We start from the raw sequence: 25,552 nt of genomic DNA on the forward strand, positions 1-25,552 counted from the left end.
ATTCTTATTTTATAAACTCATTATTCAATAGTCAGGAGATTAATTATCCCTTAATTCCCTTTAACCAATCTTTAAATTTGCCAACCTGTTCAGCGATAAAGGATTCATGATCTTCATTTTCTTCGTTCTCTCCGGGAAGAATATGTTCAAAATAAGTTCCTTTCAGGATTTTACGCAATAACCCTTCTCCTAGGAAGGGTTTGTCATCGTTAAGTGTCCGTGCTGCTTTTAGCAAATGACGTATATCGTATTGTAATGGATTGATATCAGGAACTTGCTTGTTGAGATTCAAGAGCTCGTATACGGCAATACGCGCGGTTCTGACGGAGCTTTCCATGGTAAATACAACATCATTATTGGTTTCGACGAACTGTCCAACGAGGCCCAGATTTTTACAGCCTTCGGGCACTACTCTTGGGCGATCACCTTTAGCACGGGGCATAAACATGGAGGTGATATAAGGCATAAATGTGGTACGAACAATGGTATTTTTGATGACATCATCCAATTGGTCTATTATTCCGAGGTGATGACATAGTTCAGCCAAGATTTCATTTCCGGTACATTCGGGCATGGTCTTTTTAACATAATTTCCTTTCTTGTCCATAAAGAGCGCATAGACCCAAAGTACAAGAACATCGTCGGGTTGGCCTGGGAAGTGCGGTTGTCTGTTGCAGGTGAAGCTCATCAACCAGTTGGAATCTGTAATGGTAATTATGCCGCCAGTGACTGTTTTTCCTGAATAGGGGTCATTGACCGAATAGCTCTTTAATTTTTCGATTAAAGCCGAAGGTTTACAAGTCAGCGTAGCAGATTCCCATGCTGACTTTTCAATATTGCTGCAGAATTTTTCGGGTCTACCGAAAATAGCTGATTTGGCTGCCAGATTTTTCCAGAGTTTCCAGCCGGCACTTTGTCCACTGGTGCTATTGTCGATGCCGATGATCGGTGCTTTGGTATTATCACCATAGAAGGTGTCTTCAGTCATTGAACCGGTGGTGACAATGACAAAGTCATTTGGACCAAGTGGGATATGTACTTCTTTACCACTTTGTTCGGTAATTATTCCTTCAACGGTTTTTCCTTCGGTATTGCTTTGTATGTCAAGATCTTTGACCAGGACATTAAATTGGATCTTGACACCTTTCTCTTGTAACACCTTGCGTAATGGGGTGACAAAAGTATCATATTGATTGTATTTCGGGAATACGAGGGAAGAAAGGTCGTTTAATCCATCAATTGCATGAAGGAAACGATGCATGTACAGTTTCAATTCCAATAAGCTATGCCAGTTTTCAAAAGCAAACATGGTACGCCAAAAGGTCCAGAAATTACTGCTCAGGAAAGATTCGCTGAAATAATCTTCAATTGTCAGGTCATCTAATTCCTCTTTCTTTTTCAACAGGAGTTTGATAATTGCAAGTTGATCTTTTTTGGCCAACCCAAATTTGCTAAAATCTTTGATTTCACCAAGATTGTGAATAAGCCGTGCTTTAGAATAGTTGGAATCGTTGTCGTTGATCAATCTATATTCGTCAAGTACACTGTAAGGAGCTGGCATTTCCAAGGCTGGAATATCCTGAAACATATCCCATAAATTTTCGTAAGTCATGTCCATTTCACGTCCACCACGGATGACATAACCATCTTTGGCATTACCGGCACCGTCCAGGGATCCGCCTTCGATATGTAACTGCTCCAGGAAGGTGATATTTTCTGCAGGGACATGTCCGTCACGGATGAAATAGTATGCGGCTGACATGCCGGCAATCCCGCTACCGACAATGTAGATTTTACTGTCCTTATAGGATTTGGTCGGGATTCCTTTGTTACGTTGATAGTTTCCTATTTGATCTGAAAAAGGCATGGCCTTTTTAGGCGTGTTACGTTGTTGTTCGCTGCTTGAATCCGGTTCATGATTTACATTTCCATATTCAGCAGATGCATTTAATACTTTGTCGAATTTTGAGGTGATTTCTTTCATGATTCTTATTGTTTTTAATTCTTGAGTAAAGTTAGCCATACTCCTCAGATCATTTATGCCCTCAAATTCGCTATTGTTCTACCGAATTTCCTTTTTTTACATATTTTGTCTTTTTCGATATTCAGAAGGCGATAACATGGCGTACTTTTTGAAAAAACGGCCAAATGCAGAGATCGAATTGAAACCTATCGCATAGGCGATGTCGGAAATGGTCTTCTCCGGATTTCCGAGTAGGACATACGCTTCTTTGAGCAAATTTTCGTCTATGATTTCATGGGGCGTTTTCCCAGATGCTTTCTTAACAATACTAATCAGGTATTTGTTTGAAATAAATAACCGATCGGCGTAATATTTTACATCTTTGGATTGGTTGCAATGTTGCTGTACCAGGTCCGTAAACTTAAAGTAGAGGCTATTGGCCTCCTGAATTGTTTCAACAGCATGTTGGTCCTCCATGGCGAGCACATCGGCTATTTCCAGCAGCAGGTTAAATATAATGGTGCGGATAATGTCGGGGGTAAAAGGTGTCGCCCTGAGGGTCACCTCGCTTAAATATTCAAGGAGCTTTAATAATTTTCCGGCGAGTTTTTCTGCCTCGGGTATCATTGCGAATGTCGCATTATTGAATAGTCCCAGTTTTTCGATAAAAAATGGGTTGGCAATGTTTTTAAGTAGAAACAACTTGTCAAAGAAAAGCAGTTTCATTCTGAAATCCTTGCTGACCGCTGTAAATTTGATGATGGTGGAAGGGGCTGAAACAAGTAAGCTATGCTGTGACAGTGTATATTCTTGATTATCAATTTCTACCGTAATCGTTCCGGCTGTGCAAATGCAAATGGCGTAAAAATCGATACGAAATGCATTTCTAGGGTATTCAAAAAGCGGATTGCCCGATGAGATGTAGTAAGGGCGATTGCAATCTACACCAAAGAAAGATAAAGTGTCTTGTAGACTGTCGTGTGTATTTGGATTGATCTTGATGCTAAACTTCATAGGGATTGTCATGTGCAATAGACCTTATTCTTTCGGGTGGATAAAATAGGTTATGTGCGTTTTAAAATAAGCTTTTCTGTAGCAATCTCATCTTCGGTACCAACAAAGTAGCTGTGGAACCCAAATTTTGTCAATAGTTGTCTGGAGGCAGCATTATCGGGATCAATGATACCGATCACATCCTTATTGGCGTCGATGCTTTTGGCCGTGGACAGCAGAGATTCACAGATTTTGGTGCCGAGACCTCTACGCCAAAACTCCTTTTTTAGCAAATAACCGATTTCAAATACGGTTGGATCTTTTTTATAGTTGACCAATTTGCAGTCGCCCAAAAATAATTGACTCTCGGAATCTATCACCTTAAAATAACCCAATGATGGATCTGTATTGATTTCGAGAATAGAAGCAAATTTTTTCTCGGCCTGCTCGGCCGTTAAACCCTTGCCGGAAATATATTTCATGATTTCGTCGTCCTTGGTAAGTTCTCTAAAAAGGGGGAAATCTTCGGCTGTATATTTTTTTAATTCTAGTGTGTTGTACATGGCTTATGTGTCTTCTACACAAGATAAGGTTGTTTTTCTGTTAAATCAAACTGTTTCGGCTCAAATCATCATTTTTCTGTCTAATTTGTGATTGCCCCGATTAAGCTATCGGAATTTAACTTAAATTGTCATGGAGGAATAAATACATCGGCTCATGACAACAAAAGTTTGGAATGATGTATGGAAACTAGATCACATTTAACTATTGATACAATGAAGATAGCAGGATTATATGAAACGCATATCCAGGTACGTAATCTGGAGGAGTCTGTCAATTTTTATACGAAGGTGCTTGGTCTGCGGATTGCATATCGTGATCCCAGTCGACCTATCGTTTTTTTGTGGGTAGGCACAGGTAAGGAATTTATGTTGGGACTCTGGCAGGAGGAAGCTAATTTTCAGCCGCGGCATTTTGCTTTTAGAGCAAGTAGAGAAGATATCTTGAATTACGCAGTAGATTATCTCAGGGAAAGGGATTTAAAACCTTACAATTTTTTGAAAGATGGTGTAGAAAAACCAATGGTATTTGCCTGGATGCCGGCATTGGCAATTTATTTTAATGATCCAGATGGAAATCAATTGGAATTTATTGCCCTATTAGAAGGCGAGGGGAGGCCAGAATTGGGTGTGATGTCCTACGAGGATTGGTTGCAGCTTTCATAAAAAATAAGTGGCTATTTTAGACATGCCCAAAAAGGTGTCTAACTTTTTTGGGCATTTTTCTGCTTAGAAAGCAGAAATACGATTTTGCATTTAAGTTACGTTTAGTGCGTATTATTAAGCAAGTTAAAGACCATCTTGAATAGATCAGGTTGCACCATTAACCATTTGATAGTCTAGTAATGGCTTCGTCCCGCGTAGCAACAAAGTTGATCTTACGGCCTTTATTGCTTTCGTAGATAAAATCATTCAAACTTTTACTGTTATAAATGGAAAAGTCTCCAACAATAGCAACGTCAAAATCGTACTGCGTATATTTTTGGAGAATATCCCCCGCCAACTTCGTTTTGAGTTCAAAAAAATCAGGCGAAATATTTTCTTGGTATAAGATTGCTTTATATGCTTCCTGTGCGCCACAGTCTACCATGATCTGTAAACCGTCATCGAGATTGTTGATGAGCATGCCTGAGTCTTTTACCTCAGCAATATTTTGATCGTTTACTTGAAAAATGTCGATTTTCATATTTTTTGTTTGAAATATTGATTGTTCATAAAATATTGTGTTGATTGGACATGGATACTAAGCTACAAATAAAATTGTTATCTATGCTTTTCCTCTTACGTCATTCATTTTTAAGGTCATTGATAGGGCCTCCGTTTCGATCCAGTTGCTGTAATCTGCAATGGCTTTTAAACGCAGTTCATCAGTAATATACCCTTCTATGACCATTTGTTGCGACTGGGCAACTTTGATCCAGATGCCAAGATTGGTCTGAAAATGATCGTCGCCCTTGGTATAGGTCTGATCGGCGTTGATCGTCTCAATGGCTGCAAATCCCTGTTGTTGGATTAAAGTGGCGATTTCATCTGCGACACGGTTGTTCATCCCTGCATCGGCACGCCATTTCAGAAATGTATGATAAAACTCCTGCATACTGGCTGGCGGTGCAGGGTTCCATTCAATTGCGGTATGGTTATAATCCAGGATCGAAAGCTGTCCTCCGGGTTTCAACCAGGATTTGAACAGTTTTAAGGCCTTAGGAATATCACTTAGCCATTGCACTGTTCTTGCAGTCATAATCAGGTCAAACTGATGTGGAGGCTCATAACTGAAAATATTATCACATACAAGATTAAGATTGGCGGTGTCACCGTAGTGCTGATTCCCTATATCAATAAACGATTGGGTGTTGTCTAAACCGATCACTGTTCCGCCCGCAATAAGTGAGGCGGCTTCATTTGTCAGTGTTCCAGTGCCACAGCCTACATCGAGGATCGCTAAACCGGGTTTTAACAAGGGAAGAATGGTCCGGTAGTCATTTGCCAATGTTCGTCTTTCAAATATTTTATTTGCCTGTTGGTCTTTTCTGTCAATAAATTTCTCTTTCATTTGATTGGTTTAGTGTGCCGTAAATATAATTTGCTTTGACGATAAAACAAACCTCTTTTTTGATCGGAGGACCGCCAGAGGGTACCTTCGGGTCGATTAAATTTTTTTAAAATGATTCACCGTCGATACATAGGTTGAAAATAGGGAAAAATAAGGTTAAAAACTTAAAGTGAAGTGACAGCGGATAAAACTTTTGGATAAGAATTTATTGGGAAATATTTTTTATATTAGTAAATAATGATTCTAACATCATGTAATTGCACTTAACGATACAAATACAACTTGTAATATGAAAAAAATAGCCAAAATCCTTGCACCAATTTGCTGCGCATTTTTACTTTCTGCTTGTACTTCAAATTATTTAATGACTTTCAATGGCGACAATATAAAAAAGAATGAAGAGAATGGCCATTTTTCATTCGATAATGATACGATTAAGATTGATTATTCTTTTGCTGGTAAAGAGGGTAAGGTATATCTAAAGATAGCGAATAAATTGGATAAGCCTGTCTTATGGGATCTGAAAAGTTCGGCGCTGATCATCAATGGCAAAGCGTTCAGTTATGCTGCTGAAAGCGTGGCAATCAAAGGAGAAATTGATGGAACTGTTTCGGGCTTTGGAAATAGGAAAACAAGCATATTTAATGAAGACTTGTTACGTGGGTATTTTAATGGCACTATAGGTTTGCCAAAGGATGTGGTGCTTATCCCTCCGCATGCTTATGTAGATGGCAGCTATTTTGATCTTCGAAACGATGTGAAGGAAATTACCAAATCATCAAAAAAGGAAAAGGTATATATGTATGATATGAATGGGGAAAGTTATGCTGTGCAGCTTGCCAAATTTGAGCCTGTTGAATCACCATACAATCTGCGTAGTTTTTTGAGTTATTCGGTGTTGGTCGACGGCCAGGTGTTGCCGAAAACGACAGAACAGCAGTTTTATGTGGAACAGCTCTGGCAGACTGGAACAGTATCATTGAATAATATCGTAGAGATTTATACAAAAAGAGGGGATGTGATGGCGTATAAAGAGAAGAAAGGACAAGATGTGCTGTTGGTTGGAGGAGCTGTTGCATTGACGGCCGCAGCAATAGCCATCGATGATAAAAAAGTGGAGTAGGGAATCGGCCAACGCCTTTAAATTTATGGGCATATAGTCGTTTAAAAATAATAAAAGCCAATAGGGTGTCCGATATTTTTGGACACCCTATTGGCTTTTATTCATTTGTATTCCCTAGAGCCTCTTTTCAGCGATCAATGCGCATGGGTTTCGCTTTTATTCTTAGGGCTTCCGTGCTTTTATTTAACAGTGGTGCCATCCGCAATTTCTTCATCGGCTTTACTCAGGAGCCGCATGGCCGGATTAAGGTTGCCAAAGATTTCTACCTGCCCGTCAATGCTACGTCCTTTTTGTATCGGGACACGATTTGTTTTGTTGTCTACAACGGCGATGACAAAACTTCCTTCACCTGAGGTAAAGACTGCTGTTTTGGGGACAACAAAGGTGCTATCCTGAGAAGTCAGGGGCAGCTCGACCTCAGCAACCATACCCGGGAGGAGTTTGTTGTTGGTATTTGTAATGTCGATTTCAACTCGTTCAGATCTGAATCTGCTATCCAGCGCTCCTGACTTGCGTGCGATCTTGCCTGAAAACTGTTGGCCCGGCAAGGACTTTACGGTAAACTGCAGCGGTTGATCTGCTGCCAGGAAGCCGGCATATTGTTCGGGTACGGCAACGGCCAGGCGGAGTTTGCTCTGCTGTTGGATGGTCATGATCGGCATTTCCGATCCTCTTCCGGCCGGTCCGACATAAGCCCCCTGATTGACATTCCGCGTGGCGATAACACCGTCAAATGGGGCACGTATTTCGAGGTAGTTCAATAGATTCTGTATCTCCGCATAGGCTGATTTTGCCGCCTGAAATTGGGCAAAATCAGCATTCTTTTTCGCCTCGGCAACCTCGAGATCCAGTCGGGCTACAGTACCTTCGACTTTACTGGTTTCGAACAGTCTATCGTAGGTACTTTTAGTGGCCATGTAGATCGCTTCCTGCGACTTTAACCTTGATTTTGCGGCTGACAATTGTGAACTCAATTCTGGAGCCTCAAGTACAGCTAACAGCTGTCCGGCCTGAACCCGACTGCCAATATCAACTTTTAATGCCCGTACATAGCTGCTCACTTTGGCATAAATTTCTACCTGCTGAAATCCACTGATCTCGCCCGGAATCTGCATCTTGTTTGTTAGTTTCTGTTTGGACGGTGCAAATGTTTCCATTGCTGGACTTGCCGTTACAACTGCTACTTTTTTGCTGTTTTCCTCGGCAGCGGACTGACATCCGGTTAAGTAGGCGAGCAGGCCAACTGCGGATAATATTTTTAGGAGATTGTGTTTCATGATAAAGGTTTTAATGCTGCGATATAATGTTTACTTTCTTCGTCTTCGGGATCTAAGGAGATCGATTGGGTGCTGCTTTTCTCTTGTGCCCAAGCAAATATTAAAGGTAAAATCACCAGTACGGCAAAGGTGGAGAAGAGTAAGCCTCCGATAACGGCACGTCCCAATGGGGATACCTGTTCACCGCCTTCACCATGACCGATAGCCATTGGCAACATCCCGACAATCATGGCCAAACTGGTCATAATAATAGGACGTAGACGCAGTGAGGCTGCTTCGCGTGCTGCTGCCAATGCATTTTGATTGTGCTTGCGGATATGCTCCGCATTGGTGATCAATAGCACCGCATTGGCGATGGATACACCCACAGACATAATAATACCCATATAGGATTGCATGTTGAGTGTTGAACCGGTCAATAATAGCATCAGTAAGGATCCAAGAACAACTGCTGGCACGGTGGTGAGAACAACCAAGGATACTTTGAACGACTGAAAGTTGGCCGAAAGCATCAGAAATATCACAATAATTGCTACAGCCAAACCTGCCTGTAGGCTATCCATGGTTTCATTTAATACTTTTCCCAATCCGATTTGTTCCACCGAAAGACCGCGTGGAAGTTCGCCCAAAGCTTTAATACTATGTTGTACATCATTGGAGGCTGTTTTCAGATCCGTATGGTCGATATTGGCCGTGACGGAAATGTAGGGCATAGCACCTAAGTTGTCATTCTCGCCATAAGTATAAGATGGCGTAATGGTTGCAATGTCGCTCAGTATTGGTCTTGACGAATTTTTTAACAATGGTATTTCTCCAATCTCTTTCTCGTCTTTCATTTTATCAATCGGAACCTGTACTTGTACATTGTAGGATAGCCCCGCTTTTTCATCAATCCAGGTATTTTTCTCTGTATAACGGGAGGACGATGTTGCTGCGATCAATGATCGGGTCACTTCTGCAAGGTCAATACCGAGCTGAGCGGCACGCACCCGGTCAATATTGATGTCATAGGACGGGTATTTGATGGATTGTGCCAGCTGTACATCCCTGAAATAGGGAATAGCTTTCAGTTCTTCGATTAATTTACCTGCATATTTCTCATTGTTCTTTTTGTTCTTGCCGGCAATTCGCACTTCGATCGGTGTTGGTGAACCTTGGCTCAGGACTTTATCGGTGAGTTCGATAGGTTCAAAGGAAACTTGCACATCTGGAAGAGTGGCCTTGAGTCGCTTTCTGTATTCATCGCGGAAGCTGTCCATATCGTTCTCGTAATCTTTAAGAGCGATTTGAAAAACTGCCTCATGAGGCCCAGCCATAAATAGGTAGATCGGCGATACAGAGAACTGCCCTGGGTGCTGGCCAATGTATACAGAGGAGATCCCTATATGTTCTTTTCCAACAAGTTTTTCAAGTTCGGCCAACGCGCGTTTGGCTTTCTCCTCGGTACGTTCAATACGGGTTCCTTCAACCGCACGCAGACGCATCTGAAATTGACTTGAATTGACCTTTGGAAATACGTCCTGTCCAATCGTATTGAGTAAAACGAGTACCAGACTTATGGCACCAACCAGGTAGACGACGGTGATAATTTTCTTCTGTTTGAACAGTCTGTCGATCATTTTCATAAACCGATTTCTGAAGCGTTCAAACAGGCTGATCTTGCCATCGTTGTTAAAATCTTCCCGTTCGACAAGAAGTTTCTTCTGATTCAGAGTATCTTGTTCGGATTCAATGGATAGACCTGTTTCGGCAAATTTTACTTCATCTGCATTCAGTCCTTTTGGATTTATTTTATGTGTACCGGTCTTGTGATGATCTTTCATCAACCAGTTGGCCATGACCGGTACAAAAGTCTGTGACAGCAGGAAGGAGATGATCATGGAGAATCCAATGGACAGGGCTAAGGGTAAGAATAGGGATCCCGGAATACCTGTCATTGTAAATGCAGGCGCAAATACAGCAAGGATACACAATAAAATCAACAGCTTTGGCAGGGCAATTTCCTTACAGGCATCCCAGATTGCCAATGCTTTGGGTTTGCCCATATCCAGATGCTGGTGTATATTCTCTATCGTAACCGTACTCTCGTCAACGAGGATGCCGATTGCCAGTGCCAATCCACTCAGTGACATTAGATTGATCGTCTGTCCAAATAGTTTCAGGAAGAGTACGCCCGAAATAACAGAAATTGGGATTGTTAGGATAACGATTAAAGCTGCTCTACGGTCGCCCAAAAATAATAAGACCATCAGACCGGTGAGTATTGCTCCGATAGCGCCTTCGGTAATCAAACTTTTGACGGAGTTGATGACATAGACGGATTGGTCAAACTCATAGGATAATTTGACATCCTCGGGCAGGGTATTCTGTATTTTTGGAAGTGCGGCCTTCAGATTTTGTACGACCTCCCAAGTGGAGGCATCCCCGGCTTTGGCAATGCTGACGTAGACCGATCGTTTGCCATTGACGAGTGCATAACCTGCCGTGACATCGGCACCATCCTTTACAGTAGCTATATCACCTAGATAGAGATTTTGTACACCACCTTTAAAGAGTGGGATTTTCTCAAAATCCTTCACATCACGAATGGTGTTATTGGTGGGTGTAATGTAGTTTTTATCTTTTATACGGACATTTCCGGCAGGTGCGGTCTGGTTGTTGAGTTTTAATGCTTCGACGACCTGATCAGGGGTCATATTGTGACTGCGCATCAGATCGGGGTCAACATTGACTTCGATTGTACGTGGACTACCTCCAAAAGGTGGTGGGGAAAGTAATCCCGGTATGGAGGTGAAAGAAGCCCGTACATAGACATTAGCTAGATCCTGTAGTTCGTTGTTAGAACGTTTATCACTGCTGAGTACCAGCTGCCCTACAGGGAGTGAAGATGCGTCAAACCGGATAATAAAGGGTGGTTGTGATCCTGGGGGAAAGGACGCCTGGATCCGGTTGGCCAATGCACTCAATTCGGCTGCAGCCTGAGCCATGTTGGTGTCTTCGTAGTAGGAGATCTTCATTAAGGTCAGCCCCTGGATATTTTTGGTCTCAATGGATTTGACTCCGTTGGCAAAAAGCAGGATATTGACGTAGTTTTTAGCAAAATAGGACTCCATCTGATCTGGAGAATAACCTCCAAAGGGGTGCGCAATATAAATAACAGGAAGGTTCATTTTGGGTAAAATGTCTACCTTGATCGTGCGTACTGCGCCTATTCCGAATACAATAAGTCCCATGACCAACACAAGGATGGAGATCGGCTTACGTAAGGCAAAACGTATTAAATTCATGCGGTGTTATTTATAGTTCTTTGTTGAAAATATCGAAATCTCCAGCTGCTGCTGCTTTCAGCAAAAGTGATTGCCACAGGTTGATATGGACGATTTCGCGATCTGTTTCGGCTCGATTAAGTGTATATAGGGTTTGGGTGACATCCACAAGTGTCGCCAGACCGTTTTTGTACATAGCCATCTTTTGATTGTAGGCCTGTTGGGCCGCTGATACTTGTCGAGGGGCTTCGATATCGCTCTGTTGTGCTAATCTGATCTTAACGTCGGCGGCATCCAGCTGTGCAACAAATTGTGCTGCGGTGGTTTGATATTCCTCCCGTAAAGCATCGTTGGTATGCCGTTGTGCGCTGATTTTTTTGTTGATTCGGGCGATCGTGGTTAAATTCCAATTGATTCCCAAGCCCAAAAGATAGTTTTGTCGGTTGGGGCGGATACCATCCCAGTAGTTTCTTGTAAATGCATGGAGGTCTGTCGTGTAATCGCTTTTGAAGCCAGAACCTCTTGCCTGGAAAACACCGAAGGCCGATAAGGTGGGCAGGTATTCCTTGTTTGACAGTCGCAGTTGTTGTTCGCCAACTTCAATCCGGCTTTTGTAATATTGAAGCACGGGGTTGTTGTCCACCAACGTCGGGTCGGTGGTCAGTAGCTGGGTAGGTGTTTTTGTTACCAGCGCAGTGTCAATCTGAAGATCTGTTGCGTTGATCCCCATCAGTACCGTTAATTTGTTGTTTTGCTCCTTCACATTCTCTCCGGCCTGATTCAAACTGATCTTCGCGCGGGATACTTCTGCCGAAGCCAAGGTTGAATCGACACCGGGCAAAATCCCATTCTTGGCTTTGGTAGCCGCGATGTTAAAGAATACGAGCGCGCGGTCAAGGTTTTTCTGTTGATTTTTTTGAAGACGTTGGCTCGCCAGAAGATTTAGATAGGCTGCGGCAATTTTGATCTTATGCTGGAATTGTTCTTGTTGAAGATCAATTTCCAAGCGTCTGCTGTCCGCCTTACTCAATTCGATGCGCTCTTTTCTGCGGCCAAAGGTGTAGATATCCCAATTGATGTTGGCAAGATAAAGCGCTCCAAAAGCGGAATTCCAATTTTGCTCCGGTAGTGCCGCACCCGAGGAAGCAACACCAAGCCCTCCAAATCCATATAATGGGCCATTCTGTCCATTGATGGTTCCATAATCTTGTTGCGCTGCAACGGTCAAATTAGGCCAGAAGTCGCGTTTTACCTGTTCGTTGGTCTGTAGTGCTGACTGGACATAATATGCCTTTGCCTTAATAATTCCATAATTTGCAAGACCTTGGTCTACGGCATCACGGATGGTAAGCTTTTGTGCAAATGAGGTTGAGGTCGCAAGTGATACAGCCAATGACAACACTAAATTCAATTTCAGCATAGGTTATATATCATTTTATGGAAACGAAGATAAGGCTGGACGTTGTTGTATAGTCCGTTTAAAATGATCTATGGCATTTAAAAGTGACCAATGTAATTCGTCATTTATTTTTCGGTGGTTATAAACTTAATACTTTTACTTTGTAACAGATTTCTAACACAACATGGGAGTATGAGAAAGGTTTTCGAAAATAAGATCATACAGGAAACCACATTATTGGTTTTTTCGTTTATCCTCTTTACGCTGAATGACTGGATCCTGATTTTAAGCTGGAAAGGCTTTTTAATGGGGGTGATCTATTTTCTGATCTTATATGTTCATGCGCAGGTGAACCGTTTTTTTCTGCTGCCGCTGCTGCTGAAAAAGAATAAAGCCATATTGTATGCACTGTCCTCCATTGCGATACTGCTGATTTTCGCCTTGATTCTAAAAGAAATAACGGAAAATGTAATCTACAAAAATTGTTTTCTATACAAAAATCTTGCTCAGAAAACATTCCATTATCAGGTCGGCGTATTATTGGGCTCGTTAATCTGTATTTTGGGCAGTATTCAATTTATTGAGTTTTATCGCTTTCAGCGATTGAAAACACGACGGGAGCTGCTTTCTAACCAAACGCAATTATCTAATTTGAAAAAACAGCTGAACCCTCATTTTTTGTTCAATACATTAAACACCATCTATGGTATCAGCCTCAAATTTCCGGAACGTACTTCTGAACTGATTATCAAGGTATCGCAATTGCTGCGTTATCAAATGGAAAGTAGTGATAAGGAATTTGTGTCTATGGATGATGAGATTGATTTTATTTCGAGCTATATTGAATTGGAACGGGAACGCCTCGGTTATCGAACCAAGATTGATTTTGATTATCAGCGGGAAGAGGGAGTCAATTACCAGATTGCGCCAATGCTACTGATTACATTTGTTGAAAATGCTTTCAAGCATGGCACCTGTAGTATAGAAGATTGTTACGTAGCAATTTCGATCAGGATTGAAAAAGGGAACTTATATTTGCATGTACGAAATTCAGTTCCCGTGAAAAAACGGAATGTCTTTTCGGCAAAAATAGGTTTGGAAAATACGGTAGCACGATTGAAATTGTTATATCCCAACCGCTATCAATTAAACACAAACGCAAGTAAAGAGGAGTTTGAGGTATCTTTAGTCATAAATCTTTAGCTATGGAGAAAAATCGCTGTATTGTGGTTGACGACGAACCAGCTGCGCATTATGTATTGGTCAATTATATCGAAAGAAGCGCTGATCTGGAATTGGTCGCTCAATGCTATAATGCTTTTGAAGCACTGGAATATCTGCGCAATAACCGGGTTGATCTGATCTTTCTGGATATTGACATGCCCGAAATTACCGGAATGGAATTCTTGAAAATGTTGGACAATCCACCTAAAACGATACTAACAACAGCTTACTCGGAATATGCGTTGGAAAGCTATGACTACGGCGTTATTGATTATTTGTTGAAGCCGATATCTTTTCCCCGTTTTTTTAAAGCTGTTCAACGTTTTCTTTCCTACACCAGTAACCTGACCCAACAAGAGGAGGAACCAAAAACAATAAGTATCCGCATGGATGGACGATTGATTGAGGTGAAGCTTTCTCAGATCGATTTTATTCAAAGTTTTGGTAATTATGTAAAAATCGTGACGCCCGCGCAGACATATCTTACGGCCAGTACTACCCAGCAGATTTTAAAACAGGTACCTGCTTCCAAATTTGTCCGCATCCATAAATCCTATATCGCCTCTATCAATAAGGTCAGTAAGTACGAGCACGGTATGGTGCAGATCAATGATATGAACCTACCCGTTGGGATTACTTTTAGAAGGGAATTACAAGAACGTCTCAGCAACAGATAAGATTACACTTCAGATCGTACATGGGGCTGATGGAGCACCGGAAAATTCATTGAATTTGCAATAAAACAATATTCATTGGCTTTTTTGTGGAGCGCTATTGCCTTGTCGATCATTTCCGGTCGCTGAACACGAATAGCAGGGCTAAGTGTAACCTCTTTAAAGAAGCCTTTGCCACTCTCTTCCTCGATCATTTTTCCTGTGGCATGGTCGATATACTCTTCAACGACAATATTATTGACCGAACACAAATGGAGATACCATAGCATGTGACAGGAGGATAATGAAGCTAGAAGCAGTTCTTCGGGATTGTGGTTGCTGGGATTCCCGCGAAATGCCGGATCGGATGACCCCTGGATAATAACTTTATCTTTTACACTGATCAGGTGGCTTCTTTCGTAGCTGTTGTAATGATCTGTACCACTGCCCAAATTGCCTGTCCATTCGACAGTCGCTTTATATTGATGCTCTTTCATCGAGAAATATTCTAAATTGCCTAATTTGCAATGAAGTTATAAAATTTCTAAAAGAAATTTGCACTAAAACACCATTGTCAAACGAGCAGCGCTGGTGCGAGCCAATTTTGCTATCTTAGCAATGATAAAGAGCTGATTCGAGACAATAAGGTCATTATACAAGATGGGGCCGCGCGAACATTTCAGGTATCTACCACTTTTCCTGTAATAATGTCTCCAATTGACTGATTTCCTCCTGATACATTGTTTTCTTGCGTGTGCCAAAATAAAGGGTATTCTCAACCGGAGATTGACCTTCCCAAACGAGCTTAATTTTGCCGGAGGCAATAGCTTCTGCACATAAAAAGTCAGGAACAATAGAAAAGCCTTTGTTATTGCTCAGACAGCGTATAATGGAACTGATATTGGGCACAATGTAATTGGGACTGAAATCCGGATGTTCGCCAAAATGTGTTGACCAGAAATTTCTGAGGTGATCCATATCCGCTGCGGTGCTGTACCAGAGTTGTTTTTTTAATAGCTCGGAAGCTTCCTTAATCTTATTGTCGTGCAATAAAGCTTCGAGCGTTGCTGTATCTGTTTGGCAGCCTGCGATCAGCACGATGCGCTCTTTTGAAAAGGGCTGATAGACTAAATTCTGCTGATTGCCTTTTTGCGGTGTGATGATCAAGTCGAGTAATCCATTGTCCAGATCCTGCTGCATCTGTGGATATTCACCGAATTTAATAATGAGGTTAAAGGGAAGTTGGGCAATATGTTCCTCAAGGGTATATTGAAAGGTTTCAAAACACATACCGACACTAATGGTAATACGTTCATCCAAAGCTCGCTTGTGAAAATGTTGCTCGCCTGTTTCCAGCTTTTTAAGTGGATCAACAATATAATTATATAAAATTTTTCCTTTCTCCGTTGGCACCATCCGGCGTGCTGACCGATCGAAAAGCTTGTGCCCTGTATAGGCCTCCAAAGAATTGAGATGTAGACTTACACCAGGTTGTGAAATAAATAATTCTTGTGCAGCCGATGACAGTGTGCCGGTCTCATAAATCGCCTTAAAAGTTCGAAGCCATTCTAAGTTCCATTTCATATGTATTATTTTAATGATACAAATATACAATTTAAATTATTTGTGTGATTTAAAAATATGATAGAAATTTGTATTATCAATAAGAAAAATTATAGAGATGAATATATTTATTATCAATGGCGGGCAGGAATTCGCACACTCTGGTGGTTCTTTTAATACTACAATTACGAATTGGACGGTACAAACTTTAGTTAGAAACGGATTTGAAACGCGTGTGACAAATGTAAACGATGTATTTGATCCGATGGTAGAAGCAGAAAATTTTAAATGGGCGGATATTATCGTGTATCATTTTCCTATATGGTGGTTTCAGGTACCCAATCGTCTGAAGCTTTATATCGATGAAGTTTTTACAGCCGGGCACAATAATGGAATCTATCGGAGTGATGGTCGTTCACGCAAGAATCCCGCAATCAATTATGGCACCGGTGGTCTAATGCATGGGAAAAAGTATTTTGTGACCACAAGCTGGAATGCGCCAGATACTGCATTCACCATGGAGGGGGAATTTTTTGATCAACATTCTGTTGACGAGGGCGTTCTGTTCGGTTTCCATAAGATGAATCAATTTGCGGGACTGGAAAGTATCGGAAGTTTCCATTTTCATGATATGGAGAAGGGTGCAACGCAGGAACGTGTAGACAATTACGAAAAAGAGTATAAAGAATATCTGGAAGAAGTATTTTATTTTGAGAATCAATTATCATGAGGATTTATATAACCGCTATTTTAAAAGCAAATGCGTTGTATCGAGACGAAGTCCTGGCTACATTGCAACATATGGTCGAAGAAAGCCGCAAAGAAGCTGCTTGTATTCAATATGACCTACATCACACGATAGACGATGAGAATCAGTTTATCTTTTATGAAATTTGGGAAAGCCGTGCGGGACTGGATAACCATAATCAGCAGCCTTATATCCTGGCTTTCGCACGAATGGCGGAGGAGAAGTTGCAAGAGACGCCGCAGATTTATCACATGGAAAGGATAGCCTGACAGTATTTTGGTAAAGTCAGGAGACTGGGTGGGGGATAAAAATGGGCTGCTATTTATCAACACGAATGATTCTATTGGTTCCCTGTTCTACGCCGATGGTCAGTTTATTCCGCTGCTTTAAACTCTTTTGTAAAAGGCTTAACTCATCTTTTCGTTCACCATTTTTGGTGTCTAACCAAAAAGAGGCTGCCATCATACCGATCTGTATCCTGTAAACTGAATCCTGATCAGGGACGACCTGTTCAATAACCTGATTTTCATACCAAATCAAATTCTCGTCATTCTTTTTAACCGAACAGGAAAATAGCACAAGACCTACGATTAATAAGATGCTTCCGCTCAAAAGATACCTAAGTTTAAAATCCATCTGCATGTTGTTTGATAGCTAAATCTACATTTTTTTCTTGACCTCAGCGCTAAAATATAGTATAAATCGGATGTTTGATGCATTATTTTTGCCAATTAAGTCCTACGAGGTTAATACAGATAACAGTTGATCTATTGTGTGTCTGAGTTTCTTACTAGTACGGTCTCTTTTAAAAGCTATTTTTTCTTATACCGATAGGTAGCTTCCAGATGATCAAGAAATTGAAATAGTTTATTGTTCATTTCGGTAAAGTCGTAACCGCGGATTTGATCTGGGGTCTGGACAAACCTGTGCGCTTGGCTTTTGTGTAAAAGATCTTTTTCTGCTTTGATCAGCAGTTCAACAACTTCTGAATTGAGTTCCATATGGCATTGGAAACCGTAGACCAAATCGTTGTATTTTACAATCTGTCGCGGACAACCAACACTGGTCGCGAGTACCTGACTGTCCGGACTGAGCCCCGGCATATCATTATGCCAATGACCGACAGGAAGGGATTTACCAAAATGCTGTATTTTCTCGTCCTGTAAACCGTCTTGAGTAAGTTGGATTGCAAAGACGCCTATTTCTTTTTCCGGACTCGGTTCGTATATTGCTCCTAGCGCCTCACCGATCAATTGTGCGCCCAGACAAACCCCAATGACGGCTTTACCGGTATGGATACATTTCTTAATCAATGCAATTTCAGCAGGAGCATCATAATAGGGATATTCTTGTTGAGACGAATCTGGACTTTGGGGACCACCCATAATAACCAATAGGTCTATCATCACGCTATCTTGCGGTAGCGTTTCATTTTGATATACCCTAGAGAAACTCGTTTTATGGTGTCGTGTTAACGCCCATTGTAAATACGCACCCGGGGTTTCAAAATTTTCATGCTGGATAAAATGCACATGCATAAGCTCTATTTATAGATCAGATTTTCTATTACATCAAATTCTCGTTCCAATAGTAATTATCGGGTGTATTTCGCTGTCCGAATATTGCTGTGCCCACCCGAACAATAGTTGCGCCTTCGGCAATTGCTATTTCCAGATCCCCGCTCATTCCCATGGATAATTCTTGCATTGTCACGTTGGGGAGGTCGAGCCTGATAATTTCTTGTTGAATCTGTTTGAGCAACTGGAAACACTTGCGCACTCGTTCAGCCTCGGCGCTCAGCAGACCGATCGTCATCAGGCCTTTTATACGTAAGGTATTGAAAACCGAAATCTGTCTGACAAGGTCAATGACCTGATCCGGAGCAGCACCATATTTACTCTCTTCGTAAGATGTGTTTACCTGAATGAGTATATCTATTGTTTTATTTTCGGCTGTGAGCCGCTGATGGAGCTTTTGAGCTAAATCGAAGCGATCAACAGAATGCACGCAGGAAACGTTATACTTAAGGATTTCTTTGATTTTATTGGTCTGCAAATGTCCAATAAAATGATTGATGTGTGGAATCTCTTTGAGATCTTCGTATTTCTCCTTTAGTTCCTGGACCTTGTTTTCGGCAATTAAGGTCTGTCCAGTTTGTAAAGCGATTTTTATGCGCTCTGCTGCTACAGTTTTTGTTGCGAGCAATAATTTTACTTCTTCTGGATCTCGACCACTACTCTGGCAAGCCTTTTCGATACGCTGGAGTATCGTTTTTATATTGTCACTGATAGTCGCATTCATAGTTTGAAATTAATTGTTAACGACACTTTTTTTCATCAAAATATCAGTTTGTTCATCATCACCTAATCTGAAAATATGTTTATCGAAGGCGACAAAACCATTTTTTTGATAAAAACTGATTGCACGATAATTTTCCTCCCATACACCCAGCCAGATAAACCTAACATTTTTTAACCTAGCGATATCCAATGCTTTTTCATAAAGAAGCTGCCCGACTTTTTTCCCATGAAATTCTTGTAATATATAGATACGTTCTATTTCCAGTGCATGCTCATCTTGTAATTCTGTTTGCGCCTGTTCACTGTTTATTTTGAGGTAGCCAATGATCCTATTACCGAGTTGTGCAAAATAAAACTCCGACCCTCGATTGCTCAATTCAGCCAATAATGTTTCATTCGAGAATTTTTCCGCCATGTATTTCGTCATATTTTCTGCTGTATTGGCTTCGGAAAATGCCTCGATGAAGGTCTGCTGACTTATACTTTGCAATAGATCAATATCAGTCATTTTCACTTTGAGGATTTTTATGTTTGTTGAATTTTTGTCCATGTGACCGTGTATAATAAATTAAGACTGTAAGTTTCTGATAGATTTAGCGATGCTTTTTTCGACAGAATTGCCCCCTTTCTCTAAATGTGTAGCAATACGTTCCCTTTCAGCGGGCGCCTTGTTCTGACTAATCTTTTTTTGCCCCTGTAGATCCGTTACCTCCAGCTCAAAGGCAACAATACCTCGCGTCATGCCTTTTTTAAAACGATCTGACAGTCCTTGCCATTGGTTTAAATAAGCACTGTCGTAGGTCTTGATCATTTGTTCAAGCATTACTTTTTTTTCGTCCTCATTGTCTATAATCCGTGCTGTTCCGTAGGCATGTACAGCGATATAGTCCCATGTTGGTACGCTTTCTTCCTTGTCGTAATGCATAGGGGAGATGTAGGCATGTGGTTCCGAAAAAATAACCAAGGAAGCGCTGTCTGCGATACCACTGGCCTGCTCATTTGCAACAGCAAAATGTGAGCTTAAAAATAGCTTATCAGCATGTTCGTTGATCTGAAAAGGAAGTTGTGTCGCTATCGGAATATTGTTTTTAATGGATACAATCGTTGCAAAACTATATTCTTTCATAAATTCGACCTGTTCCGTATAGTCTTCAAATTGAAAATGTTTGGGTACGTACATACAAGGGTGTTTTCGTGATCACAACAAAAATAGGGCTAAAGTGATCGGAGTAAATGGTCCAAATCCAAGAATGTGGATAGTCCAGTGAAAATTTTAACGGGTATAATTGAGATTGTTGGTTATATTTACTTTGATGATAATAAAAGAAGAAATAAGCAAAGAAAATTACGTGTTGCGGCGCATAGCTCCAGTACAATGGGAAGACTATAAGAAGATTAGGCTGGAAGCATTGCATACCGATCCGGGGGTATTTGGTAGTAATTATCAGCGGGAGGCGGCCTATAGCCAGCAGGATTGGGTGGCATTACTTGAGAATGAAAATTGTGCGATGTTTGGACTATACAATCAAGAGGCTATCGTCGGACTGACAGGTGTGGTGGTGGACCGTGATGATGCCTCAAATGCTATTCTGATTGCTTCTTTTGTTCGTGAACCCCATCGCGGAAAAGGGCTGTCAAGATTATTTTATCAGGCACGTATTGCATGGGCCCGCGAAAAAGGATGTGCTCAGATCACCGTATCGCATCGCGCGGGGAATGAATCGTCGAAGGCAGCTAATCAAGCCTTTAAATTTACCTATACGCATTCCCGTGAGGTCGAATGGCCGGATGGCACTGTCGCAGCTGAACTGATGTATGTGTTGGTTTTATAATTGTTAGCGGACAAGGCCTGTTGTGCTTCATGTCTTGTTATTTGGCAAATTTTTTAGCGCCACCCACGCAGAGTATGACACCAATGGTAACGAATAACATCCCGATATTCACTTCTTCGTGAAGTAGGCTTGCGGCTAAGATTAGACCAAAGAAGGGTTGAAGGAGCTGTAGCTGTCCAATAGAGGCGATACCGCCTTGAGCTAATCCTTTATACCAAAAGATAAAACCGATAAACATGCTAAAGAGGGAAACGTAAGCAAGACTTGTCCAGGCTCCGATGCTTACATGGGCTACCGTGGTTGGAACAAAAATATAAGTCAAAGGCAGCGCTATTGGTAATGAAAATACCAATGCCCAGGAAATTACCTGCCAGCCCCCCAATGTCTTTGAAAGCTTGCCCCCTTCGGCATAACCCAGTCCACAAAGAATAACAGACAATAGCATGAGTATATCGCCAGCAGGAGAGGAAGATATACCTTGCCTGAGGGCATATCCAACAACCAAAAGACTGCCCAATATCGAAAAGATCCAGAATACCGGACGGGGGCGCTCGCCACCACGAATGATACCAAAAACTGCGGTTGATACGGGAAGTATGCCTACAAAGACAATGGAATGCGCGGAGGTTACATAGCGTAAAGCCAAGGCACTCAATAAGGGAAAACCAATGACTACGCCCAACGCAACAATACCAAGGGATAAAAACTGTGTTTTTTGAGGGAATTTTTCCTTGTTGATCAATAATGCGATAAGGGCGAGTATGCCTGCGATCGTAGCACGGGATACGGTCACAAAGAATGGATCTAAATCTAAGACTGCGATCCGTGTTGCGGGCAATGATCCACTAAATATAATGACACCCATTAAACCGTTCAGCAAACCGCTGGATGATTTCGTTACTTCTGTATTGATGCTCATTGTCAGATGATCTACATTTTGATACAAATCTCGCGAATAGTTAATATTGAGTACAGTTACAGTTTTTGTTTAATTGATGGATACAGTTATATTTACAAAATGGGAAAAGACTTTCTATATAGTGTTTTGGCTCAAAATATAGCGAGTAAAATAAAAAATGGTGTTCTCAGGCCCAATGAACGGCTACCATCGGTGCGCGTGTTGAGTAAAGAACATGGTATCAGTATGAATACAGCTAAGCGGGTATTCCTGGCATTGGAGGCGCAATCACTAATTTATGCGATACCACAGTCAGGGTATTTTGTGAACGCGTTGCCCCAATTCAGATTACAACTGCCCGAAACTGGCCAGATACGCCTTGTGGAGGATAGTGTTGAACCCAATGAGCTGATCAGTAGCGTCTACGCGAATATGGGCCGTAAAGACCTAACCTTGTTTTCCATCGGTGTTCCCTCAGGGGATTTACTGCCTTTGGCTAAATTAAAAAAGGAAATCGTACTAGCAACCCGGGAATTGGATGCGGGCGGTGCTGAATATGAACCTCTACAGGGGAATTTAAAATTGCGGAGGATGGTAGCGGCCCGTTCCCTGAGCTGGGATGGTCGATTGACAGCGGATGATGTCATTACGACGAATGGTTGTATGCATGCTTTATCGCTCTGTTTGATGGCATTGACCAAGCCTGGAGATACGATTGCGCTGGAGAGTCCCTGTTATCCCGGTATTTTGCAGTTGGTTCTGAGTTTGGGTTTGAAGGTCATTGAATTGACCTGCGATCCAATGTCAGGAATTGATATCCATGCGCTTGAACGTCTATTGCCCGAAATCAATGTTTGTCTGCTGGTGCCCAATTTCAATACCCCATTGGGCTATTGTATGCCTGATGAAAATAAAAAGGAAGTGGTCAGATTATTCGCTAAGTATGCTATTCCGCTGATTGAAGATGATACTTATGGCGATATCTATTTTGGTCGCGAACGACCCAAATGTTGCAAAACATTTGACGATGATGGTAACGTGTTATGGTGTGGCTCGGTCTCAAAAACATTGGCCCCTGGCTACCGGGTGGGCTGGGTGGCAGCAGGTAAATACAAGGATCAGATTCTCCGTCTGAAATTAATCCATGCCTTGTCGTCGACAACATTGATTCACGAGGCGGTAGGGAATTTTCTGAAAACAGGGAGGTATGATCATCATCTTTATCAACTTCGGAAAACATTGCTGGAAAACTATCAACGGTTTGCCCATGTGATCGCGGAATCTTTTCCGGAAGGAACGCGGATCAGCAGACCGCAAGGAGGGCTAGCACTCTGGGTCGAGCTGCCAAAAAGTATAGATACGACAAAGCTTTACAATTACGCATTAAAAAAGAAAATAAGTATTGCCCCGGGGAGAATGTTCACCCTGCAAAATCAATTTCAAAATTGTATGCGCCTTTGTCTGGGACTACCATGGACGGATGAACTCCGTTTTGCGTTGGCACAGTTGGGAAATCTAGCCAAAATGATGCTCCATGCCAATAAAACTGATCCAAAAATAGAATTCAGACTTTAATACTATTTATCCGTGTTTTTAGGTTGATATTGGGGTACATGATCCACTTTTGCAAATAGGTGCGGGCCATTCATTTCAATGCCTGCAGCCAGAAAGTCATTTAGAATATGTTGATAAATTTCGGATTTGGCCAACTCAATTTCTGCAGATTTGGAAATATAGACATTCAGTTCGTAGAGGACATAAAAATCATCTAGTTTTTTTTGTAATACAAATGGTGCCGGAAGTTGATTGACACGTGCTATACGTGAGGGAATATTTAAGAGCAATTCGTGTATACGTTGCCAAGGTTCTTCATAGCCGACGGTGAGTTCAACCTGAAAACATATTCCTTCTTCTGAAAAGGTCGAATAGTTAACCGTATTGCCTGATAGGATGGACGAATTTGGAATGGTGATTTCTTCATTTTTAATTGTCCTTAACCGGGTTACCAAGGGCGATTTTTCGATGACAACACCTGTCTTATCCGCAATTGTGATCCGGTCACCGATGCGGAAAGGGCGCATATAGGTAATGACGAGACCTGCAATAATATTTGAAATAGCGGAGGATGATCCCAAAGAGAATAATACTCCGATAAAAACAGAGATTCCTTTGAAGATATCAGAGTTTGCTCCCGGAAGATAGGGAAATACAAGTACCAATGTAAAGGCCTGTAGCAGAAATCGGACAATGGTAAAGGTAGGCATGGCAAACTCCCGGTGAAAGCCATTGATCTCCAATTTCCCTTTATCAATTTCGTTGAAAATATATTTCACAAACCGTACAGCATAACGCATGACAAAGAGAATGACAAAAACGGTGATCAGATTTGGAATATAATCCCAAATGGCGAAGACCGCTTTCTTCAGGGGTTTGGTAAAAAGTCCGATCAGATTGGATGCCCAGCTTTGCGTAAAGGGAAAAACACTGAAAACAATGGGAAGCATGATAAAAGCGATCAACACAATCAGTCCCCAACGCGCAATATTGATCATGTTAATGAAAATGCGGGTTTTCTGAACCGAGGTTAGAAATACATAATTTTTGATCTTAACATCCTTGATCCGCTCTGTACGTTCGCTCAATAGGCGATTCGTGCCATATCTTTTTAGTCTATTGATAAAATACACCAAAATCGAAAAGACCACAAGGATAAGGAGGACAAGTCCTGTACGGATCAATACTTTGGCAATGCTATTGTCTGCTCTTTCCTGACTGATGGCCTGTTGGATACGCTTGAGGTATTGTGTGGCAATCTCTTCTTTGCTTTTCCCTTCCAATAGGGCGTCAAGTTCTGTGATGGAAGTAATGATCAGATCTTTGTAAACAATATCTGCGCTGATTTCGTTGTTTTCGATTTTAAAGGAATCTACTTTTACAAAATCATCTTCATAGAGATTCTCAATTCTGTTGACCACATTGTAAGCGCGATCCTTGGCCAGGGATGACCCTAATTTGTTATAGATATAAAAGAGGGTGTCATTAAATGGTGCGACGGCATAACGTTTGGTGTTTTTTTTGATCGAGTCAACTTTGATTTTTAACTGTTGCTTGCGCAGGTTGTTTTCTTCGTCAAAGTTGTTGAGCTGTTGTTTTAGATTTTCTTTCTTGGCACTATTCTGACTCTTGAGACTGGCGATTTCATGCTGTAGTTTCTGACGTTCGAGTGAATCGTTGATCTGTTGCTGTCGGATATCATTTAATAAGGTACTTAAACCAAGTTCTTTTTTATTGATTGAATCGTTCTCCTGTGCATAGAGCCCAACGATTGTTGAACAAAAGCATAGTATAATCGTAAAGAAAAAAATGTAAAATCTTCTCATATTCTCCAAGGTAAAATTGATTCCAATCGATCAGTCTGACCAAACTCGTTCTGATCGGATAGCCAAAGATAATAATGTTTTTTGTTGCACCCAGTTATCGGATGTTCTAATCTTTTCCGATTGTATTTTTTATCGCCCAATCTATTTGGGGACCTGCTGCAATATGATATAAATTGCATATAAAATGATACGGAGAGGCTGTTGAATGTCAGTTATTCCAACGTTATTTGTTGTGATGCTCATGTTTTTCTTTAGGCATTTTTTATTGATTCTTTTTTATGCCTGAAAACAGCTAGGCTGCTAATTTTATCAAAATATAT

Annotated in this window: 25 protein-coding genes; 8 read left to right on the forward strand and 17 right to left on the reverse strand. The window is 41.4% G+C overall.

All coding sequences use genetic code 11. The features are described from left to right. Positions 1-43: 43 nt before the first annotated feature. The 3 genes from D7322_RS14660 to D7322_RS14670 form a co-directional block, all read right to left on the reverse strand. Complete coding sequence (locus D7322_RS14660; protein WP_121125034.1) at positions 44-1,984, reverse strand: oleate hydratase; 1,941 nt, start codon at positions 1,982-1,984, stop codon at positions 44-46. A gap of 96 nt (positions 1,985-2,080) precedes the next feature. Next, a complete protein-coding gene (locus D7322_RS14665; RefSeq protein WP_121125109.1) occupies positions 2,081-2,977 on the reverse strand; it encodes a helix-turn-helix domain-containing protein in 897 nt (298 codons plus the stop codon). Positions 2,978-3,027: 50 nt separating this feature from the next. Continuing rightward, positions 3,028-3,519, reverse strand: a complete 492-nt coding sequence (locus tag D7322_RS14670; RefSeq protein ID WP_121125035.1) for a GNAT family N-acetyltransferase — start codon at positions 3,517-3,519, stop codon at positions 3,028-3,030. A 180-nt stretch (positions 3,520-3,699) separates the two neighbouring features. Between D7322_RS14670 and D7322_RS14675 the strand changes: the two genes are divergently transcribed. Continuing rightward, positions 3,700-4,182: a VOC family protein gene (locus D7322_RS14675; RefSeq protein WP_245971348.1), complete on the forward strand. Its 483-nt coding sequence runs from the start codon at positions 3,700-3,702 to the stop codon at positions 4,180-4,182. A gap of 157 nt (positions 4,183-4,339) precedes the next feature. Here D7322_RS14675 and D7322_RS14680 read toward each other — a convergent pair whose 3' ends face one another. Continuing rightward, positions 4,340-4,702, reverse strand: coding sequence for a DUF4180 domain-containing protein (locus D7322_RS14680; protein WP_121125037.1), 363 nt, complete (start codon positions 4,700-4,702; stop codon positions 4,340-4,342). A gap of 81 nt (positions 4,703-4,783) precedes the next feature. Next, positions 4,784-5,569 carry a class I SAM-dependent methyltransferase gene (locus D7322_RS14685; RefSeq protein WP_121125038.1) on the reverse strand — a complete coding sequence of 262 codons (786 nt, stop codon included), beginning with the start codon at positions 5,567-5,569 and terminating at the stop codon, positions 4,784-4,786. 289 nt (positions 5,570-5,858) lie between these two features. On the opposite strand from D7322_RS14685, the gene D7322_RS14690 reads away from it, so the two are divergent. After that, positions 5,859-6,692 (forward strand): hypothetical protein, encoded by an 834-nt coding sequence (locus D7322_RS14690; protein WP_147430427.1) that lies wholly within the window; start codon positions 5,859-5,861, stop codon positions 6,690-6,692. Positions 6,693-6,871: 179 nt separating this feature from the next. On the opposite strand, the gene D7322_RS14695 is transcribed toward D7322_RS14690, so the two are convergent. The 3 genes from D7322_RS14695 to D7322_RS14705 are packed head-to-tail and all read right to left on the reverse strand — an operon-like array spanning position 6,872 to position 12,655. Further along, complete coding sequence (locus D7322_RS14695; RefSeq protein ID WP_121125040.1) at positions 6,872-7,969, reverse strand: efflux RND transporter periplasmic adaptor subunit; 1,098 nt, start codon at positions 7,967-7,969, stop codon at positions 6,872-6,874. Further along, on the reverse strand, positions 7,966-11,256 hold the full coding sequence (locus D7322_RS14700; RefSeq protein ID WP_121125041.1) for an efflux RND transporter permease subunit: 3,291 nt from the start codon (positions 11,254-11,256) through the stop codon (positions 7,966-7,968). The genes D7322_RS14695 and D7322_RS14700 overlap by 4 nt, the downstream gene beginning before the upstream one ends. Before the next feature lie 10 nt (positions 11,257-11,266). Continuing rightward, complete coding sequence (locus D7322_RS14705; RefSeq protein WP_121125042.1) at positions 11,267-12,655, reverse strand: TolC family protein; 1,389 nt, start codon at positions 12,653-12,655, stop codon at positions 11,267-11,269. Positions 12,656-12,826: 171 nt separating this feature from the next. On the opposite strand from D7322_RS14705, the gene D7322_RS14710 reads away from it, so the two are divergent. Next, the gene (locus D7322_RS14710; protein WP_121125043.1) at positions 12,827-13,837 is read left to right on the forward strand and encodes a sensor histidine kinase; all 1,011 of its coding nucleotides are present in this window, start codon (positions 12,827-12,829) and stop codon (positions 13,835-13,837) included. Positions 13,838-13,839: 2 nt separating this feature from the next. Then, the gene (locus D7322_RS14715; protein WP_121125044.1) at positions 13,840-14,535 is read left to right on the forward strand and encodes a LytR/AlgR family response regulator transcription factor; all 696 of its coding nucleotides are present in this window, start codon (positions 13,840-13,842) and stop codon (positions 14,533-14,535) included. A 2-nt stretch (positions 14,536-14,537) separates the two neighbouring features. On the opposite strand, the gene D7322_RS14720 is transcribed toward D7322_RS14715, so the two are convergent. Next, complete coding sequence (locus tag D7322_RS14720; RefSeq protein WP_121125045.1) at positions 14,538-15,008, reverse strand: OsmC family protein; 471 nt, start codon at positions 15,006-15,008, stop codon at positions 14,538-14,540. A 190-nt stretch (positions 15,009-15,198) separates the two neighbouring features. Next, positions 15,199-16,095 (reverse strand): LysR family transcriptional regulator, encoded by an 897-nt coding sequence (locus tag D7322_RS14725; protein ID WP_121125046.1) that lies wholly within the window; start codon positions 16,093-16,095, stop codon positions 15,199-15,201. Positions 16,096-16,192: 97 nt separating this feature from the next. Here D7322_RS14725 and D7322_RS14730 point away from each other — a divergent pair, with 97 nt between their 5' ends. Further along, the gene (locus D7322_RS14730) at positions 16,193-16,804 is read left to right on the forward strand and encodes an NAD(P)H-dependent oxidoreductase (RefSeq protein WP_121125047.1); all 612 of its coding nucleotides are present in this window, start codon (positions 16,193-16,195) and stop codon (positions 16,802-16,804) included. Beyond that, entirely contained in the window at positions 16,801-17,091 is a 291-nt protein-coding gene (locus D7322_RS14735; protein WP_121125048.1) for a putative quinol monooxygenase, read from the forward strand. Before D7322_RS14730 ends, D7322_RS14735 begins: the two co-directional genes overlap by 4 nt. A gap of 49 nt (positions 17,092-17,140) precedes the next feature. Here the strand turns inward: D7322_RS14735 and D7322_RS14740 are convergent, their stop codons facing one another. The 5 genes from D7322_RS14740 to D7322_RS14760 form a co-directional block, all read right to left on the reverse strand. After that, on the reverse strand, positions 17,141-17,458 hold the full coding sequence (locus D7322_RS14740; RefSeq protein WP_146190990.1) for a hypothetical protein: 318 nt from the start codon (positions 17,456-17,458) through the stop codon (positions 17,141-17,143). Positions 17,459-17,634: 176 nt separating this feature from the next. Next, complete coding sequence (locus tag D7322_RS14745; RefSeq protein WP_121125049.1) at positions 17,635-18,360, reverse strand: glutamine amidotransferase-related protein; 726 nt, start codon at positions 18,358-18,360, stop codon at positions 17,635-17,637. Positions 18,361-18,388: 28 nt separating this feature from the next. Then, on the reverse strand, positions 18,389-19,123 hold the full coding sequence (locus D7322_RS14750; protein WP_121125050.1) for a YggS family pyridoxal phosphate-dependent enzyme: 735 nt from the start codon (positions 19,121-19,123) through the stop codon (positions 18,389-18,391). A gap of 9 nt (positions 19,124-19,132) precedes the next feature. Then, positions 19,133-19,672: a GNAT family N-acetyltransferase gene (locus tag D7322_RS14755; RefSeq protein ID WP_121125051.1), complete on the reverse strand. Its 540-nt coding sequence runs from the start codon at positions 19,670-19,672 to the stop codon at positions 19,133-19,135. Between the two features lie 18 nt (positions 19,673-19,690). Further along, a complete protein-coding gene (locus tag D7322_RS14760) occupies positions 19,691-20,302 on the reverse strand; it encodes an FMN-binding negative transcriptional regulator (protein WP_121125052.1) in 612 nt (203 codons plus the stop codon). A gap of 133 nt (positions 20,303-20,435) precedes the next feature. Between D7322_RS14760 and D7322_RS14765 the strand changes: the two genes are divergently transcribed. Then, entirely contained in the window at positions 20,436-20,954 is a 519-nt protein-coding gene (locus D7322_RS14765) for a GNAT family N-acetyltransferase (protein ID WP_121125053.1), read from the forward strand. Positions 20,955-20,991: 37 nt separating this feature from the next. On the opposite strand, the gene D7322_RS14770 is transcribed toward D7322_RS14765, so the two are convergent. Further along, positions 20,992-21,873, reverse strand: a complete 882-nt coding sequence (locus tag D7322_RS14770; RefSeq protein WP_121125054.1) for a DMT family transporter — start codon at positions 21,871-21,873, stop codon at positions 20,992-20,994. Between the two features lie 99 nt (positions 21,874-21,972). On the opposite strand from D7322_RS14770, the gene D7322_RS14775 reads away from it, so the two are divergent. Beyond that, positions 21,973-23,427 carry an aminotransferase-like domain-containing protein gene (locus D7322_RS14775; protein WP_121125055.1) on the forward strand — a complete coding sequence of 485 codons (1,455 nt, stop codon included), beginning with the start codon at positions 21,973-21,975 and terminating at the stop codon, positions 23,425-23,427. Between the two features lie 2 nt (positions 23,428-23,429). Here D7322_RS14775 and D7322_RS14780 read toward each other — a convergent pair whose 3' ends face one another. Further along, positions 23,430-25,232: a mechanosensitive ion channel family protein gene (locus tag D7322_RS14780; RefSeq protein WP_121125056.1), complete on the reverse strand. Its 1,803-nt coding sequence runs from the start codon at positions 25,230-25,232 to the stop codon at positions 23,430-23,432. Between the last annotated feature and the right edge of the window lie 320 nt (positions 25,233-25,552).

Origin of the sequence: Sphingobacterium puteale, from assembly GCF_003627955.1 — a bacterium.
Lineage (GTDB): Bacteria > Bacteroidota > Bacteroidia > Sphingobacteriales > Sphingobacteriaceae > Sphingobacterium > Sphingobacterium puteale.

Bases quoted from the DNA above. Each gene is read 5' to 3' on its own strand.
- D7322_RS14675 (WP_245971348.1), top strand. From the start codon at position 3,700: ATGGAAACTAGATCACATTTAACTATTGATACAATGAAGATAGCAGGA.
- D7322_RS14725 (WP_121125046.1), bottom strand. From the start codon at position 16,095: ATGAAATGGAACTTAGAATGGCTTCGAACTTTTAAGGCGATTTATGAG.
- D7322_RS14670 (WP_121125035.1), bottom strand. From the start codon at position 3,519: ATGTACAACACACTAGAATTAAAAAAATATACAGCCGAAGATTTCCCC.
- D7322_RS14735 (WP_121125048.1), top strand. From the start codon at position 16,801: ATGAGGATTTATATAACCGCTATTTTAAAAGCAAATGCGTTGTATCGA.
- D7322_RS14760 (WP_121125052.1), bottom strand. From the start codon at position 20,302: ATGTACGTACCCAAACATTTTCAATTTGAAGACTATACGGAACAGGTC.
- D7322_RS14745 (WP_121125049.1), bottom strand. From the start codon at position 18,360: ATGCATGTGCATTTTATCCAGCATGAAAATTTTGAAACCCCGGGTGCG.
- D7322_RS14740 (WP_146190990.1), bottom strand. From the start codon at position 17,458: ATGGATTTTAAACTTAGGTATCTTTTGAGCGGAAGCATCTTATTAATC.
- D7322_RS14660 (WP_121125034.1), bottom strand. From the start codon at position 1,984: ATGAAAGAAATCACCTCAAAATTCGACAAAGTATTAAATGCATCTGCT.
- D7322_RS14680 (WP_121125037.1), bottom strand. From the start codon at position 4,702: ATGAAAATCGACATTTTTCAAGTAAACGATCAAAATATTGCTGAGGTA.
- D7322_RS14695 (WP_121125040.1), bottom strand. From the start codon at position 7,969: ATGAAACACAATCTCCTAAAAATATTATCCGCAGTTGGCCTGCTCGCC.
- D7322_RS14770 (WP_121125054.1), bottom strand. From the start codon at position 21,873: ATGAGCATCAATACAGAAGTAACGAAATCATCCAGCGGTTTGCTGAAC.
- D7322_RS14750 (WP_121125050.1), bottom strand. From the start codon at position 19,123: ATGAATGCGACTATCAGTGACAATATAAAAACGATACTCCAGCGTATC.
- D7322_RS14765 (WP_121125053.1), top strand. From the start codon at position 20,436: ATGATAATAAAAGAAGAAATAAGCAAAGAAAATTACGTGTTGCGGCGC.
- D7322_RS14685 (WP_121125038.1), bottom strand. From the start codon at position 5,569: ATGAAAGAGAAATTTATTGACAGAAAAGACCAACAGGCAAATAAAATA.
- D7322_RS14710 (WP_121125043.1), top strand. From the start codon at position 12,827: ATGAGAAAGGTTTTCGAAAATAAGATCATACAGGAAACCACATTATTG.
- D7322_RS14780 (WP_121125056.1), bottom strand. From the start codon at position 25,232: ATGAGAAGATTTTACATTTTTTTCTTTACGATTATACTATGCTTTTGT.
- D7322_RS14730 (WP_121125047.1), top strand. From the start codon at position 16,193: ATGAATATATTTATTATCAATGGCGGGCAGGAATTCGCACACTCTGGT.
- D7322_RS14715 (WP_121125044.1), top strand. From the start codon at position 13,840: ATGGAGAAAAATCGCTGTATTGTGGTTGACGACGAACCAGCTGCGCAT.
- D7322_RS14665 (WP_121125109.1), bottom strand. From the start codon at position 2,977: ATGAAGTTTAGCATCAAGATCAATCCAAATACACACGACAGTCTACAA.
- D7322_RS14690 (WP_147430427.1), top strand. From the start codon at position 5,859: ATGAAAAAAATAGCCAAAATCCTTGCACCAATTTGCTGCGCATTTTTA.
- D7322_RS14705 (WP_121125042.1), bottom strand. From the start codon at position 12,655: ATGCTGAAATTGAATTTAGTGTTGTCATTGGCTGTATCACTTGCGACC.
- D7322_RS14720 (WP_121125045.1), bottom strand. From the start codon at position 15,008: ATGAAAGAGCATCAATATAAAGCGACTGTCGAATGGACAGGCAATTTG.
- D7322_RS14775 (WP_121125055.1), top strand. From the start codon at position 21,973: ATGGGAAAAGACTTTCTATATAGTGTTTTGGCTCAAAATATAGCGAGT.
- D7322_RS14755 (WP_121125051.1), bottom strand. From the start codon at position 19,672: ATGGACAAAAATTCAACAAACATAAAAATCCTCAAAGTGAAAATGACT.
- D7322_RS14700 (WP_121125041.1), bottom strand. From the start codon at position 11,256: ATGAATTTAATACGTTTTGCCTTACGTAAGCCGATCTCCATCCTTGTG.